General features: G+C 59.9%; 9 protein-coding genes. 6 read left to right on the top strand and 3 right to left on the bottom strand.

Features of this window, described 5'->3' with window-relative positions; genetic code table 11:
- Positions 1-15 precede the first annotated feature (15 nt).
- Positions 16-2103: an amino acid adenylation domain-containing protein gene (locus JL015_RS01540; protein WP_201017137.1), complete on the bottom strand. Its 2088-nt coding sequence runs from the start codon at positions 2101-2103 to the stop codon at positions 16-18.
- A gap of 321 nt (positions 2104-2424) precedes the next feature.
- Between JL015_RS01540 and JL015_RS01535 the strand changes: the two genes are divergently transcribed.
- Together JL015_RS01535 and JL015_RS01530 are read left to right on the top strand one after the other, a co-directional pair.
- A complete protein-coding gene (locus tag JL015_RS01535; protein WP_201017136.1) occupies positions 2425-3486 on the top strand; it encodes a TauD/TfdA family dioxygenase in 1062 nt (353 codons plus the stop codon).
- A 160-nt stretch (positions 3487-3646) separates the two neighbouring features.
- Positions 3647-5341 carry a cyclic peptide export ABC transporter gene (locus JL015_RS01530; RefSeq protein WP_201017135.1) on the top strand — a complete coding sequence of 565 codons (1695 nt, stop codon included), beginning with the start codon at positions 3647-3649 and terminating at the stop codon, positions 5339-5341.
- A gap of 136 nt (positions 5342-5477) precedes the next feature.
- Here the strand turns inward: JL015_RS01530 and JL015_RS01525 are convergent, their stop codons facing one another.
- A complete protein-coding gene (locus tag JL015_RS01525) occupies positions 5478-6794 on the bottom strand; it encodes a diaminobutyrate--2-oxoglutarate transaminase family protein (protein ID WP_201017134.1) in 1317 nt (438 codons plus the stop codon).
- A gap of 220 nt (positions 6795-7014) precedes the next feature.
- Between JL015_RS01525 and JL015_RS01520 the strand changes: the two genes are divergently transcribed.
- The 4 genes from JL015_RS01520 to JL015_RS01505 are packed head-to-tail and all read left to right on the top strand — an operon-like array spanning position 7015 to position 13263.
- Complete coding sequence (locus JL015_RS01520; RefSeq protein WP_201017133.1) at positions 7015-8448, top strand: efflux transporter outer membrane subunit; 1434 nt, start codon at positions 7015-7017, stop codon at positions 8446-8448.
- Positions 8445-9557, top strand: coding sequence for an efflux RND transporter periplasmic adaptor subunit (locus JL015_RS01515; RefSeq protein ID WP_374063353.1), 1113 nt, complete (start codon positions 8445-8447; stop codon positions 9555-9557). The genes JL015_RS01520 and JL015_RS01515 overlap by 4 nt, the downstream gene beginning before the upstream one ends.
- Positions 9554-12604 (top strand): efflux RND transporter permease subunit, encoded by a 3051-nt coding sequence (locus JL015_RS01510; RefSeq protein WP_201017132.1) that lies wholly within the window; start codon positions 9554-9556, stop codon positions 12602-12604. The genes JL015_RS01515 and JL015_RS01510 overlap by 4 nt, the downstream gene beginning before the upstream one ends.
- 53 nt (positions 12605-12657) lie before the next feature.
- A complete protein-coding gene (locus JL015_RS01505; protein ID WP_201000662.1) occupies positions 12658-13263 on the top strand; it encodes a LysE family translocator in 606 nt (201 codons plus the stop codon).
- 192 nt (positions 13264-13455) lie between these two features.
- Here JL015_RS01505 and JL015_RS01500 read toward each other — a convergent pair whose 3' ends face one another.
- A complete protein-coding gene (locus JL015_RS01500; RefSeq protein ID WP_201017131.1) occupies positions 13456-13665 on the bottom strand; it encodes a hypothetical protein in 210 nt (69 codons plus the stop codon).
- Positions 13666-13926: the final 261 nt, after the last annotated feature.

Genomic DNA, 13926 nt, shown 5'->3' with positions numbered 1-13926 from the left:
CGTGTTCCTTTTCGGTCAATGGGCGTTGGCAAGGGAGGTGCGAATGCTGTCGGCAAGAATCTTGGCAGTGGCTCCGTTCGCGAGAGCGCCAGGGTTGAGGTCGACCTTGTAGTGAGCCTTGAGCAGGCTGAGTGAGCGGATCAGGGCCAGTGAGGTACCGCCGTGATCGAAGAAGTCGTCGTTCAGGCCAATGCCCTTGAGGCCGATGTCGTCGGACCAGACCTTGAGTACATGCAGCTCCTGTTCCGACAGGTTGCCCTGATCGATTTTGGCAAGGGAGGTACGAATGCTGTTGGCAAGGATCCTGGCTGTGGCTCCGTCCGCAAGGACGCCAGGGTTGAGGTCAACCTTGTAGTGAGCCTTGAGCAGGCTGAGTGAACGGATCAGGGCCAGTGAGGTGCCGCCGTGATCGAAGAAGTCGTCGTTCAGGCCAATGCCCTTGAGGCCGATATCGTCGGACCAGACCTTGAGTACATACAGTTCCTGCTCCGACAGGTTGTCCTGGTCGGTTGTGGCGCTGACGTGCTCAAGCGGCGAAGGCAGTTGCTGTTTGTCGATCTTGCCGTGGGCGGTGACCGGCAGTGCCGCCAGGCCAATGTAAGTCGAGGGACGCATGTAGTCCGGCAACTGTTGTGCGGCCAGGGCCGCCAGTTCACTGCGCAGTTCCTGGGTCACGGTCTGTGAGCCATCGGCGGGAACGACGTAGGCCACAAGACGCAAATCGCCCTGACCGTAGTCGTACGCGGTAACGTGACTGGCGGAGATACTCTTGCTCGACTGCAGGGAAGCTTCTACTTCGCCGGCCTCGATACGGAAGCCGCGAACCTTGAGTTGCTGATCGCTACGCCCGGCGTAGTGGTATTCGCCATGCTCGTCGAGCTTGAGCAGGTCGCCGGTGCGATAGGCACGGATGCCGCTGCCTGGCAGGGTGACAAAGCGTTCGGCCGTCAGGCCCGGACGGTTCAGGTAGCCCAGGGTCAGCCCGGCGCCTTCGATATACAGCTCGCCGATTTCGCCTGTGTTCACCGGCTGCTGTTTTTCATCCAGCAGGTGCAGGCTCCAGCCATCCAGCGGTTTGCCGACAGATACGGTAGCCGATGTTTCGAGGTCCTGGCCGCGTACCCGTTTGTGGGTGGTGTGCACAGTGGCTTCGGTGATGCCATACATGTTGATCAGGGCTGGCAGCGCGTCACCATGACGTTCGACCCATGGACGCAGCACGGTGGCGGGCAATGCTTCGCCGCCGAATACCACGTAACGCAGCGACAGACGCTTGCTGGCCTGGCTATCTGCTTCGTCAAGACCGCGGAAGGCCGATGGCGTCTGGCTCAGGACAGTGACCTGATTGCTGATCAGCCACTTTCTGAAGGTCTCAGGCGAGCGGGAGATTTCGTAAGGCACGATGGCGACCTGGCCACCGTGAGCGAGCGCGCCCCAGATTTCCCAGACAGAGAAATCGAAGCCGATGGAGTGGAACATCGACCAGATGTCATTTTGAGTGAAATGGTAGATGCGCTGAGTGCTTTCCAGCAGGCTGCTGACGTTGGCATGGGTTACCAGTACGCCTTTGGGTTCGCCCGTGGAGCCCGAGGTGTAGATCACGTAGGCCGGAGCCTGAGACGCATCGGCGCTGCTGGCCTTGAATTCGCCAGGGTTCTTTTCTGCCAGCAGCTCGTTCAGGAGCAGCACTTGCAGCGAAGGCGTCTTGGGAATGCTGCACAAGTCACGGGAACTGACGATCAGTTGCAGGCCGCTGTCCTGAACGATGTGCTCGATGCGTTTTGCAGGGTAGGCCGGGTCGACCGGAACATAGGCACCACCGGCCTTGAGGATGGCGAGCAGGGTAATGACCAGATCGACATCGCGCTCCAGGCACAGGCCGACCAGGCTGCCGTCCTTGACGCCGCGCTTGCGCAGGCTGGCTGCCAGCGACGAAGACGCTGCGTCGAGCTCTGCGTAACTGACGGCTCGGGTTTCATCGGATAGCGCTGTTCTTTCGGGAAATTCTCTGGCCCTGGCACTGAACAATTCGTGCAGCAAGGTGCCGGGTCGCAGTGGGGCTGACAGCTTGTCTGCCCCTTTGCCAGTCGGGTTGATCGGCATGAATAACACTCCTGTTTGATCACAAGTTGCAGTGCGCTGGACGCATTCGGAAACCAGGTTCTGCAGCCCGTACCGAAGAGTGTGAGGTACTTGCGAACCGCTCGTATCTGCGCAGCGGAGGCATTTCAGCACCGAACCCGCAAGGGTGTCTGTCGAGGGAAATGGGGACAGTTGGTGACGCGCTGCGGGGGCCGTAATGTCCCCGATTGCGGTGACAGACAGGCGTATCGGGCGATGCTTACATGCTGGCGCAAAGCGTGCCGGTACGGGAGGTTTCTCGATCAGGCGCGACCCTCGATACCCATCGCCCGGGAGTTATGCATGAACCTTGAAACCATCGCGTCGCCTGCCGGTTTGCAGGCGAACATTACCGAGCCGTTGCGCTGGCCGGACAGCCGTAGCGACGCAAAGGTGCGCCTGTCGCTGCTGGACCCTGAAAGCAGCCTGCCAGTAGTGATCGAGCCCGTCGAAGCCGGGCTGGAGCCGCTGGCCTGGGCCGCCGAAAACCGTGAAAGCATCGAAGCGTTGCTGTGCCGGCACGGGGCGATTCTGTTCCGGGGTTTCGGTCTCGATACAGTGCCCTTGTTCGAGAGTTTCGCCGAGGCATTGTCCCCGGGATTGCACGGCGGATACGGTGATCTTCCGAAGAAGGAGGGCGGGCGCAATGTGTATCGCTCGACACCTTATCCCGAGCGGGAAATGATCCTCTATCACAATGAAAGCTCGCACCTGGAAAGCTGGCCGCGCAAGCAATGGTTCTACTGTGAGCTGCCATCGAAAGTGGGCGGTGCGACACCCTTGGTGGACATTCGCCAGATGCTGTTGCAACTGCCTGCCGAAGTGGTCGATACATTCGAGCGCAAGGCGCTGCGCTATATCCGTACCTTTACCTCAGGTGTAGAGCCCAGCTGGCAGAGCTTTTTCGGCACCGACCGGCCCGAGGTGGCAGAGGCTCGTTGCCGCGAGCAAGGCACGGCATTCGAGTGGCTGGATGCCGACACCCTGCAAATCCACACCCATTGTCCGGCGGTCATTCATCACCCGGTCACCGGGCAGGCGGCTTTCTTCAATCAGGTCCAGTTGCATCACCCGTTCTGCCTGGGTGAGGAAATGCGCGAAGACCTGTTCGACATGTTTGGTGAAGACCGTCTGCCGCGCATGGTCAGCTACGGCGATGGCAGCCCTATCGAAGATGAAGTCATGGCCCTGGTCGGCGAAGCCTACGAGGCCTGTGCGGTCAGGTTCCAGTGGCAGAAGGGTGATCTGGTCATGCTCGACAACATGCTCGCTGCACATGCGCGCGACCCCTATGAAGAGCCAAGGCTCATCGCAGTGGCCATGGGCGAGATGACCACGCGAGACGCCATCTGGCCACGCAAATGATTGACGCTTGTACTCGGAGTCCGGGACAGCTGCGAGCCGTCTCGTCCGTACACTGGCTTTTGATCTTTCACTGTTTTTCCCGAACGAGCTGGAGCGTTCATGCACCAGCGATTCGTAATCGGTACTGCCATCTGGCCCGTCCATGCAAGGATATTGAGCAATGAGCAACGAGCAAGAGAAAAAGCCCAGTCCGGGTTCGATCATGCGCCTGTTATGGCGCAGCCATCCCTGGCTGACCCTTTTCACTCTGGTGACCGGTGTCATCAGCGGGGTCGCTTCGATTGCAGTGGTCAACGTGATCAACCAGGCGATCCATATGGAGGGTTCACGGACCCATGTGCTGTACTGGTTCATTGGCCTGAGCGTCGTGGCGTTCGTCTTTCGCAATGCCGCAGCGTTCTTTCCGGCCTATGCGAGCATGCACATCATGACGAGGCTGCGCATCGCGCTGTGCCGCAAGATTCTGCGCACTCCCCTTGAAGAAGTGGACAAGCGCGGGCCGGCGAATGTGCTGACCATGCTCACCAATGACATTCCCCAACTCAATACCACGCTGGTCGTGATGCCCACCGTGCTGGTCGAGACGACGGTATTCCTGTTCGGTATCGCTTACCTTGCCTACCTGTCCTGGGTGGTGTTTGCGGTCACGCTGTCGCTGATGTTCGCGGGAGTGGTGCTTTATCTGTATTTCTTCAGCAGTGGCGTAAAGGTGTCGAGCCGGGTGCGTGACGAATTCACCTCGTTCAACGAATACACCCATGCGCTGGTGTTCGGCCTCAAGGAGCTGAAGCTCAATCGTATTCGCCGCAACTGGTTCAGTCGCTCGGCCATTGATGCTTCCTCAACCCGGGTGGCGCGTTTCAACTTCATCGAACGTGTCTGGTTCACGGCCGGTGACAACGTTGGGCAACTGACATTGTCGGTACTTTTGGGCTGCCTGTTGTTCGCCGCGCCGAAAGTGGCAGCTTTGGATCCGGCCGTACTGACTGCCAGCGTACTGGCCGTGCTTTACATCATGGGGCCGCTCTCTCTGCTGGTGACCGCCATGCCGATTCTGGCTCAGGGTCGTGTTGCAAGCAGCCGGCTGGCGGAGTTCGGATTCGGTATCAATGACAAGCACCCACAGGTTGTGGAGGCGGAAGTACCCAAGCTGCTGCACTTCCCGCAAAAAGCCTGGGATACCATCTCGCTCAAGGGCGTGAAGATGGATTATCAGAATGCCGATGCAGGTTCGGGGTTCGCCCTTGGGCCTGTGGATCTGGACATTCATGCGGGAGAGCTCATCTATATCGTCGGCGGCAACGGCTGCGGTAAAAGTACCCTGGCCAAAGTGCTGTGCGGTCTTTATATCCCGCGTCAGGGCCATGTGCAGATCGATGGTGTCGACGTTACCGACAAGAACCGCAGCGACTACCGGGATATGTTTTCGGCTGTGTTCTCCGACTTCCATCTGTTCAACCGCCTGATTGGCCCGGATGAAAAGGAAGCAAGCAGTACGCTGGCACAGAAGTACCTGACGACCCTGGGGCTGGCGGACAAGATCAAGATCGAAGGGCACGGTTATTCGACGCTGAAGGCGCTTTCCTATGGACAGCAGAAACGCCTGGCGCTGGTCTGTGCTTACCTGGAAGACCGTCCGGTCTACGTCCTCGACGAATGGGCTGCGGACCAGGACCCACCGTTCAAACGGTTCTTCTACGAGGAACTGCTGCCTGACCTGAAGCGACGCGGCAAGACGATCCTGATCATCACCCATGACGATCAGTACTTCCAGCTGGCCGACCGCATCATCAAGCTGGCCGACGGACAGATCGTTTCCGATATCAATTGCGGGATTCGCGATAAGCAAGCCTGAGGCTTGCGCCTCTTTGGCCCGGCCTTTTGGCCGGGCTTTTTTTGGGGAGGGGAATCAAGAGGCGCTATGTTCACACAGTCTGGGCAGGAGCGAATTCATTCGCGAATGAATTAGCTCCTGCCAGGGGGGCGGTTGATCAATGTCCCTTGCAGGCCGCTGCAACCGAATCTTCAAAACGCTCAAGAACCATGGCCACTTCCTGTTCGCTGATGGTCAGCGCCGGCAGGAAGCGCAGTACGGAGCTATGGCGACCTCCGGTTTCGATGATCAGGCCATTCTCGAAACAGTTGAGCTTGATGGCGCGGGCCAGTTGTGAATGGCCCGTGCCGGTGCGGCCTTGCTCGCGAGGGTGGGTCACCTCGACGCCCAGCATCAGGCCGCGACCACGCACTTCGGCCAGTGCCGGGTAGCGCCGGGCAATGTCCTTGAGACCGCTGGCCAGCGTCTCGCCCCGTGCAGCAGCCTGCGCCGCCAGGTTCTGTGACTGTATATGCCGGATCGTCGCTGCACCCGCGACCATTGCAATCTGGTTGCCACGAAATGTACCCGCATGCATGCCGGGGCCCCAGGTATCCAGGTGTTCGGCAAAGACGATTACCGACATCGGATAACCACCACCAATCGCCTTGGATAGCACCAGAATGTCTGGAGTGATCCCCGAATGATCGATGGCAAAGGTGCTGCCGGTACGCCCCAGGCCTGTCTGTACTTCATCGATGATCAGCAGGATTTCCTGCTCACGGGTGATCTCACGCAACTCGCGCAGCCAGTTTGCCGACGCGGGAATACAGCCACCTTCGCCCTGAATCACTTCGACGATCACCGCGGCGGGTTTCTGCACGCCGCCTTCGGGGTCGCTGAGTACCGTGCGGATGTATTCGATGGAAAGCTGATCGGTCTGCGAGCCATCGGTGCCAAAGGGGCAGCGCAACGCATAAGGGAAGGGCAGGAAGTGTGTGCCGGGGTTGACCGCGCCTGTGTTGATCTTGGGCTTGAGGTTGCCCATGGCCGACAGGGCGCCTGCGGTCATGCCGTGATAGCCGCCATGAAATGCCATCAGCGGGGTGCGCTGGGTGTAATGACGTGCCAGCTTGATGGCCGCTTCCACAGCGTCCGAACCACTGGGGCCGCAGAACAGGATCTTGCTGTTGTTGCGCATCGGCGCGGGCAATGTCGCGAAGAGCGCCTGCACGAACTCATGCTTGGCCGGCGTTGCCAGATCGAGGCCTTGTTGCAGCTGATCGGTATCCAGAAACTGCAGCACGGCCTCGCGGACCACCGCAGGATTATGACCCAGGGCAAGGGTGCCGGCATTGGCCAGACAGTCAAGGTACTCGCGTCCCTGGTCATCCTTGAGGCGTGAACCGTTACCGCTGACGAACAGGCGCTGGAATGTGGCCGCGTAAGTCCTTGCGTTGGATTCGACTTTTTTCAGATAGCTCAACTCTTGCATAGTCGGTCACTCGTTTGCCTTGAGAAATGGCATCGCCTGCGAGGTGTTCACACGCCCGCGTGATGTGATTGCGATTCTGCTGCACAGGTCATGGACCGACAATTTCCCACGGGGCAATGTCCCCGCTTTCCGCGCCAGACAGTCATGACGGCAGACGTTTCAATAGCGCCGTCAATGCAGCCGAGCGCCTGACCCAACGTCCGGGCATCAAGAGGACGTCATGGATATCTTCAAAGCGGCAGCGCAACGTTCACTGCCGATACTCATTGCCCTGATCACCAGTGGTTGTGTGATGGGCCCCGACTATCAGCCTCCGCCGATCACCTTGCCCGCGCAATGGCATGCACCTTTGCCCCACGGCGCCAGCGTCAAGGCGCTGTCCGGCTGGTGGCAGCAATTCAACGATCCGCAACTGGAACGCCTGCTGCAATGGGCCGAGGCCGACAGCCCTACGCTGGATCAGGCCTGGGCGAACATTCAGCAGGCCAGGGCGACCCTGGCAGTAAGCGATGCCGATGCGGCACCCAGCTTGCGAGGCAGTCTGTCACGCAACCGTACGGGAGAGCGTGAAGAGAGCACGCGCCAGTCGTACTCCAGTTCCTCGGCGGGGCTCGATGCCGCCTGGGAACTCGATCTGTTCGGCAAGTTTCGACGTAATCGTGAAGCCTCGGCCAATCGTATTCAGGCCCGTGTCGATGACTGGCATGACGCCAGGGTGTCGCTGGCGGCCGAAGTGGCCGATGACTACGTTCAATATCGAGGTTGTCAGCGCCTGGTTCTGGCCTACCAGGAACAGCTCGATTCGCAGCGCCAGACCGCCGAACTGACCGGGCTGTCCCTCAAGGCCGGTTTCACTGCACCGGCCGATCTGGTCTTGACCCAGGCATCGGCGGCCAGCAGCCAGTCGACCCTGATCAATCAGCGCAGCGAGTGCGAAGTACTGCTCAAGCAACTGACCCTGTTGACCGGCAGCGATGAAAAGCGGGTGCGGGAATTGCTGGGCCAGGCACCGGCCATCCTGCCGTCGCCAGCACAACTGGAAGTCCGTTCCATTCCTGCCGATCTGGTTCGCCAGCGGCCTGACCTGGCCTCGCGAGAGCGCGAACTGGCCGCAGCCAGCGCGGATATCGGTGTGGCCGAAGCCCAGCGCTGGCCAAGCCTGAGCCTGACCGGCTCGTTTGCCGTCGGGACTACGGATGGTCAGTTGGTGCGCAACTGGACTGTAGGGCCATTGTTGTCTTTACCGCTGCTGGATGGCGGTCTCGGTCGCGCCACGGTCAAGAGTGCCGAGGCTGCTTACGACGCTGCACTGGCCGCTTATCGACAGACGCTGCGCACGAGCGTAGGCGAGGTGGAACAGGCGCTGGTCCGGCTCGACGCGGCTCGACGCCGTGAAGCCGATGTCGAGCGGGCGACTCAAGGCTACAGCGAATATTTTCAGGCCGTGGACAAGTCCTGGCAGGCCGGTGGCGTGAGTATCCTGGACCGGGAAGTGGCCCGACGTTCCGCGCTCGATGCCCGGATTGAACTGATTACCTTGCAGCAGGAACAGGTACGTTACTGGATCGCCCTCTACAAGGCATTGGGGGGAGGATGGCAGGACAGCGCTGATAGCACGTCGGTCGCGCAGGCCTCGGCGGGAGAACGATCTTGAGTTCCGCACGTCGCAAGTTCGTCTGGATCGTGCTGGTGCTGGGCATTGCTCTGGTGCTGGTTTTCGTGATTCGCAGTCGCCCGCAAGCTCCAGACGCCGCACCTGCCAGCAATTTGAGCAGCCTCAGCGTCGAGGTCACCCAGGCACAGTGGCGCCCATGGCCCCATGAACTGACGGCGAGCGGTCGGTTATTGCCGTGGCAGGAAGCGTTGATCAGCGCAGAAACCGGCAGTCTGAGGATTGCCAGTATTCATGCGGATATCGGCGACCGGGTGCGCAAGGGGCAAGTACTGGCAACCCTGGCCCAGGACAGCCTGCTGGCCGAGCAGAGCAGGCAGCAGGCAACCGTCGAGCAGGCCCGGGCCAACCTGCGCAAGGCGCAATCCGATGTGCGCCGTGCCGATGTGGTGGGCGTGACCGGTGTTTTGTCCGCTCAGCAGAGCGAGCAGTACCGGATTGCCCTGGACACCGCCAAGGCCGAACTGGGCGTTGCGACTGCCGATATGCAGAGTATTCGTATCCGCCTTGGCCAGACCCGGATTGTGGCAGTCGATGATGGAATCGTCTCATCGCGCACAGCGCTGTTGGGCAGTGTGGTGGATGCCGGTACCGAGCTGTTTCGACTGGTGCGCGAGGGGCGTATCGAGTGGCAGGCCGAGCTGGACGCCCGGCAATTGCTTAGGGTCAAGCCAGGGCAGCACGCACAGTTGACGCTGCCCGACGGCCAGTCGGTGGATGGCCAGGTTCGTCTGGTATCGCCAATCCTCGATAACAATACCGGCCGGGCGCTGGTGTATGTGGCACTTGCACCAGACAGCCCGGCACGTTCTGGCATGTATGCCAGTGGCCGCATCGAGCTGGCTGCGAAACCTGCACTGACGGTGCCGGATACAGCGGTGTTCCTGCGTGATGGCCGTTCCTGGGTATTCATTGTCGGCACCGATGAGCGCGTTGCGCTGCGTCAGGTGCAGTTGGGGCGCCGCAGGGATAATGCCGTGGAAATCGTTTCCGGGCTGGACGAACGGCAGACCATCGTGCGTTCCGGCGGTGCTTTCCTGAGTGACGGTGCCCATGTGACGCCGGTGACGGCGGGGGCTGTTCAGCCATGACGTTGTCGTCCTTGTCGATACGCTTTCCCGTTCCTGCAATCATGCTGTTTATCCTGCTGGGCGTGCTGGGCTTTATCGGTCTGCAAAGGCTGGGTATCCAGGATTTCCCCGACCTCGATCTGCCCACCGTCACCATCAGTGCATCCCTTGAAGGCGCTGCACCCGAGCAACTGGAAACCGAGGTGGCCCGCAAGCTGGAGGACCGGCTGTCATCGCTGCGGCTGCTCAAGCATGTCACCACGACCATCACCTCCGGCAATGTACAGATCAATGTCAGCTTCGCTATCGAGAAGGATGGCAACGAAGCCCTCAACGAAGTCCGTAATGTGGTGGACAGTGCCATGGCGGAACTGCCCGCCAGCCTGGAAACCCCCAGCGTCTCGCGGCTGACGATCCATGACACACCGGTGCTGACTTATGTGATCGACGCGCCGGGCATGGACGAAGAGGCGCTGTCATGGTTTGTCGACAATGAACTGAGCAAGCATCTGCAAGAGGTCAGGGGCGTTGCTCAGGTGTTGCGGGTTGGTGGTGTCGAGCGTGAGATTCAGGTGGATCTCGATCCGACCATGATGGCCGGGCTGGGGCTGGGTGTTGCCGATGTAGAGACGCAGCTCAAGGCCATGGAAATCGATAACTCCGGTGGTATGGCGGAGCTGGGTGGCGCGCGCATGGCGGTGCGTACTCTGGGCGGTATCGAAGACCCGCAGACACTGGGCGCCGTTGATGTGCCGACTGGCGATGGTCGTTCCTTTGCATTACGCCAGTTGGCGACGATCCGCGACCACCATGCCGAGCGCCATTCCCTGGCATTTTTCAACGGCAAGCCAGTGATTGGTGTGCAGGTGATCCGCTCTCTGGGGTTTTCCGACGTCAGCATGGCCAGTGGCATCCGTGCGGCGGTGGCAGATTTCATGGCCCGGCAGCCGGGTGTCAGCCTGATCGAGATCAGCGACAGCTCGGCCTCGGTGCTGGAGAACTATCACGACTCGATGAACCTGCTGTACGAGGGGATTCTGCTGGCGGTTCTGGTGGTGTGGTGGTTCCTGCGCGATCCACGGGCGATGCTGATCGTCGCAACGGCATTGCCGCTATCGATCATCCCCACTTTTGGCTTGATGTACTTCGCCGGTTTTACTCTCAATACCGTCTCCTTGCTGGCCCTGGCATTGATCATCGGCATTCTGGTCGACGATGCGATTGTCGAGGTGGAAAACATCGCCCGGCATCTGCGCATGGGCAAAAGCCCACGCGAGGCCGCCATGGAGGCAGCGGATGAAATCGGGCTGGCGGTGATCGCCACCACCGTGACGCTGGTCGCGGTGTTCCTGCCCACGGCATTCATGGGCGGTGTTGCAGGCAAGCTGTTCGTGCAGTTCGGCGTCACGGCTTCGGCGGCGCTGCTTTTCTCGCTGATGGTTGCGCGCCTGCTGACCCCGATGATGGCTGCGGCCTTTCTCAAACCGGTGGATCACGTCGAGCAGGATGGCTGGCTGATGCGCCGCTATCTGGTGTGGATTCATCGCAGTCTCGAATGGCGCAAGACCAGCATGGCACTGGCCGGGCTGTTCTTTGCCGGCTCACTGGCGTTGATCGGCTTCTTGCCCACCAGTTTTCTGCCGGCTCAGGACATTGCCCGATCCACCATTACCCTGGAACTGCCGCCGGGCGCGACTCTGGAGCAGACCGCCAGTCTGGCCCGCGACGCCAGTGCCCGACTGAAGCCATTGCCGGGGATCCGGCATATCTTCGCCATGGCGGGAACGGCAGGTAGCGAGGCGGGCGATGGTGCGGCGGTCAATCAGGCAACCCTGACCGTGGAGCTGGCCCGGCGTCAGGATCGTGAGTTCAGCCAGACCGAGCTGGAAGCCAGCATGCGCGATGCCTTGCGCTCACTGCCGGGGGCTCGTGTCAGCGTGGGCGGCGATGGCAACGGTGAAAAGCTAGATATCGTCCTTGCCAGTGAAGACGGTGATTTGCTGGAGCGTACCGCACTGGCTCTCGAACCCATGCTGCGCCAACTGAACGGGGTGGGCAACATTGCTTCCAGCGCCGCATTGCAGGCACCGGAGGTCCAGTTCCGCCCGGATTACACAAGGGCCGCGCAATTGGGTGTCACCAGTCAGCAGATCGCCGATACCTTGCGTCTGGCCACTTATGGCGATTATTCCTCGGCCTTGGGCAAGATCAATCTTTCCCAACGCCAGGTGAACCTGCGGGTGCGCATGGAGCCGGGTCTGCGGGGCGACCTCGAACGTATTGGCCAGTTGCGCGTCAATGGCCGGGATGGCCAGGTCACGCTGGCTTCCCTGGGGGAACTGAGCACCGGCAGCGGGCCGGCACAGATCGATCGTCTGGATCGACAGCGCTATGTCACGTTGTCTGTCGAACTCAATGGCCGCAGCCTGGGCGAAGTGATGAATCAGGCCCGTCAGTTGCCGGGGCTTGCGCATCTGCCTGCCGGAGTCCGGCTGGTGGAGCAGGGCGAAGTGCAGTTGATGAGCGAGCTGTTTGGCAGCTTCGGCCTGACCATGGCCATTGGTGTGTTCTGCATCTATGCGGTGCTGGTGCTGCTGTTTCACGACTTTCTGCAACCGGCCACCATTCTTTCCGCACTGCCTCTCTCGTTGGGCGGCGCATTGCTGGGGCTGCTGGCTTGTGATCTGAGCTTTTCCCTGTCTTCGGTCATCGGCTTGCTGATGCTGATGGGCATCGTCACCAAGAATTCGATCCTGCTGGTGGACTACGCGATTCTCGCGCGCCGGGACTTCGGCATGAGCCGTTATCAGGCGCTGCTCGATGCCTGCCACAAGCGTGCGCGCCCGATCCTGATGACCACCATTGCCATGGGCGCCGGGATGCTGCCGACCGCTATCGGCGTGGGGGCCGATCCGGGATTCAGGCAGCCCATGGCGGTGGTTGTGATCGGCGGGCTCCTGACCTCGACCGTGCTCAGCCTGTTGGTGATTCCGGTGATTTTTACCTATGTGGATGACCTGTTGCAGCTCTTCAAGCGCGCTACGGGGCGTTTGGGCCATGGCCACTGACCTATCCAGATTCGCTGTTCCAATCAACACTACAACCGAATGAGGGCATCAACATGAGTGGTTCAATCTTTCTGGCGCTGCTGGCTGTGCTCGCGGTTCCCGGCCCGACCAACTCGCTATTGTTCCAGACTGGCATGAACCGGGGTTTCAATACGAAGTCATTGCTGTGGGTGGGGGCAGAGTGGCTGGCCTATATGATTCAGATCACGGCCTGGGGGCTGACCCTGGACCGGATCGCCCGTGACTATCCCTGGGTGGCGACCCTCAGCAAGGCTTTCGCAGTGTGCTTCCTGTTCTATATCGCAATGAAGCTCTGGTCTATGGCCCGTGCCGGCCAGCACGCCGATGATGAGCCGGGTCTTTCGCCAGCAGGTCTGTTCGTCGCCACGCTGACCAATCCCAAGGGGCTGTTCTTCGCTTCGTTCGTGGCACCTGTCGGTACATTCCTCAACAGTGCGGATTACCTGGCATTCATGAGCACCTTTACTGCTGTGGTCCTGCCGGTTGGTTCGGCCTGGGTCATCTTCGGTGCCTGCTTTGGCAGCCGGTTGAATTCACCGCGTTCGTCGCGTCTGCTGAACAAGGGCGTTTCCATGGTCATCGGCCTGTTCGCAACCGGCCTGCTTTACAACCTGGCTTCGCATTCGTTTACCGCTTGATGTTCGGAAGTTTCAGACTGCGCAGGAGCTCATTCATTCGCGAAGGGTAACTTCGCGAATGAATGAGCTCCTGTCGGGATGTGTATTTATTGAGGTAAATAAAAACGATCCTGCAAAAGAGGATCGAAGGGGGAGTGGCCAGGCAAACTGAAAGTTAACAATTATTCAACTTCCAGTGTTTATTCTTGTTTTTTATTGTTGCATTGCATCACTCGAAGAATGCGGCGCACGAATCAGTGAGTTGGCCGCATAGAAACCCAACACTCTTCGACTTTTAGCACGGTACTCGCAAGCCACCAGCGACGAGTCGGGCAGGGACTCGGTCGCCCCGGCATTGATCACCTGCATCTTCCTGCCTCCCGAGCGCAGGCGTACGTATTCACCGGGTTCGAAGCTGTTCATGTCATCGTCCTTTGCGCGTGAAACTGCTCAAACGTTACTTGCACATTTGTATTCGATCACTGCGAGGCCGGGTTGTCTGTGGTGAAAAACAGGGACAAGCCCGCCCTATTCGGTATTTGTACCGCACGTCCTGTTTCTTGTCCGGGTATCAAGTGACATACATGTACCGGATCGCCTGATTAAAGTTCCCTCATATATACCGAAGTCCCTGACTATTCGAGACAGAACATATGACGATTTTTGCTGGAAACAAGGCGGTCA

The sequence above is a fragment of the Pseudomonas cichorii genome (assembly GCF_015471405.1).
Taxonomy (GTDB): domain Bacteria; phylum Pseudomonadota; class Gammaproteobacteria; order Pseudomonadales; family Pseudomonadaceae; genus Aquipseudomonas; species Aquipseudomonas serbiensis.
This window is presented reverse-complemented; position numbering and strand designations above follow the sequence as displayed.

Excerpts from the sequence above, each read along its gene's own strand:
- JL015_RS01540 (WP_201017137.1), bottom strand. The coding sequence starts at position 2,103 with ATGCCGATCAACCCGACTGGCAAAGGGGCAGACAAGCTGTCAGCCCCA.
- JL015_RS01535 (WP_201017136.1), top strand. The coding sequence starts at position 2,425 with ATGAACCTTGAAACCATCGCGTCGCCTGCCGGTTTGCAGGCGAACATT.
- JL015_RS01530 (WP_201017135.1), top strand. The coding sequence starts at position 3,647 with ATGAGCAACGAGCAAGAGAAAAAGCCCAGTCCGGGTTCGATCATGCGC.
- JL015_RS01525 (WP_201017134.1), bottom strand. The coding sequence starts at position 6,794 with ATGCAAGAGTTGAGCTATCTGAAAAAAGTCGAATCCAACGCAAGGACT.
- JL015_RS01520 (WP_201017133.1), top strand. The coding sequence starts at position 7,015 with ATGGATATCTTCAAAGCGGCAGCGCAACGTTCACTGCCGATACTCATT.
- JL015_RS01510 (WP_201017132.1), top strand. The coding sequence starts at position 9,554 with ATGACGTTGTCGTCCTTGTCGATACGCTTTCCCGTTCCTGCAATCATG.
- JL015_RS01505 (WP_201000662.1), top strand. The coding sequence starts at position 12,658 with ATGAGTGGTTCAATCTTTCTGGCGCTGCTGGCTGTGCTCGCGGTTCCC.
- JL015_RS01500 (WP_201017131.1), bottom strand. The coding sequence starts at position 13,665 with ATGAACAGCTTCGAACCCGGTGAATACGTACGCCTGCGCTCGGGAGGC.